At 39.1% G+C, this 940-nt stretch carries 3 protein-coding genes; 2 read left to right on the top strand and 1 reads right to left on the bottom strand.

The window, feature by feature from the left end; translation table 11 throughout:
- Both LH47_RS14710 and LH47_RS14705 read left to right on the top strand, forming a co-directional pair.
- Positions 1-265: transposase (locus LH47_RS14710; protein ID WP_043967864.1), on the top strand; the 265-nt coding region annotated here is incomplete at its 5' end.
- Complete coding sequence (locus LH47_RS14705; RefSeq protein ID WP_052585068.1) at positions 262-663, top strand: Imm26 family immunity protein; 402 nt, start codon at positions 262-264, stop codon at positions 661-663. The genes LH47_RS14710 and LH47_RS14705, both read left to right, overlap by 4 nt.
- A gap of 53 nt (positions 664-716) precedes the next feature.
- Here the strand turns inward: LH47_RS14705 and LH47_RS14700 are convergent.
- Positions 717-940: IS66 family transposase (locus LH47_RS14700; RefSeq protein WP_043968765.1), on the bottom strand; the 224-nt coding region annotated here is incomplete at its 5' end.

The following is a 940-nucleotide window of genomic DNA, read 5'->3' as shown; positions in this document are numbered from 1 at the left end:
GGACAATGCGCGTATTCATCATGCCAGGATGGTGCAGGCTTTCCTTCAAAGCGAAGAAGGCGATGCCTTTCATTTTATTTTTCTACCGCCGTATTCGCCTCATTTGAATTCGATTGAACGGTTGTGGAAGTGGCTGAAAGACGAAGTCATCGCCAACGTCCTGCATAAAGATCAAAAGGACATCGCCCAGTCGATTACTCGGTTTGAACAACATGTCTTACAGCACCCAGATGAGGTATTACGCCGCATCGGGTGTGCTGCGTGAACCAGAGGTTAAAATGTCAATTTGGATGTATATATATACAATATTTCGATATCTTCACTAATGAAATATTAGATATAAAAAACTTTAGCAATCAATTTGAAAAACTTTCTGTTCTATATACTATTAACAGTGGAATATATGGAATCGTTAATAAAGAATGGAAAATTATTGGGAAATTGTCTAAAGAGAAATTCAACCCTGAAGAATATGAGTTACCTGATTTTGTGTTTTACAATGGCAAGGAATATTTTGTTAGTCGAGGGGATGCGAATACACCAATAGCAGAATTAGAGCCTATTTCTAAAGAGGAAGGGGAAAAAATAAAAAATCCAATTGGCTTGGTTGGTAGTAGTAATATAGTGGAGATGCTTATTAATTGTAACTATTCACTCCGATAGTAGTATGTAAAGATGCGCAACACAAATAGGGCATCCCCGTAATAGAAAATGCCCTAAGTGGTAGAAAGAACATGATCAAGCGTGTCACCCGTCAACAGAAGACATAACGAATCCCACACGTTTTTTTCGTGTTTCGTCAGTGTGGAAACGATGCTTCTTGTGATACAAAAAGACTGGGCGAATGTTTCTTCGCGAAACGTACCCGAAATGTTCTCTTTGACTTTGACCATGCGAAGATCGCGTTCGGCTTGGTTGTTGTCAAAGGGAACATGTACTT

Source organism: Anoxybacillus thermarum (assembly GCF_000836725.1).
In the GTDB taxonomy this organism is placed as follows: domain Bacteria; phylum Bacillota; class Bacilli; order Bacillales; family Anoxybacillaceae; genus Anoxybacillus; species Anoxybacillus thermarum.
This window is presented reverse-complemented; position numbering and strand designations above follow the sequence as displayed.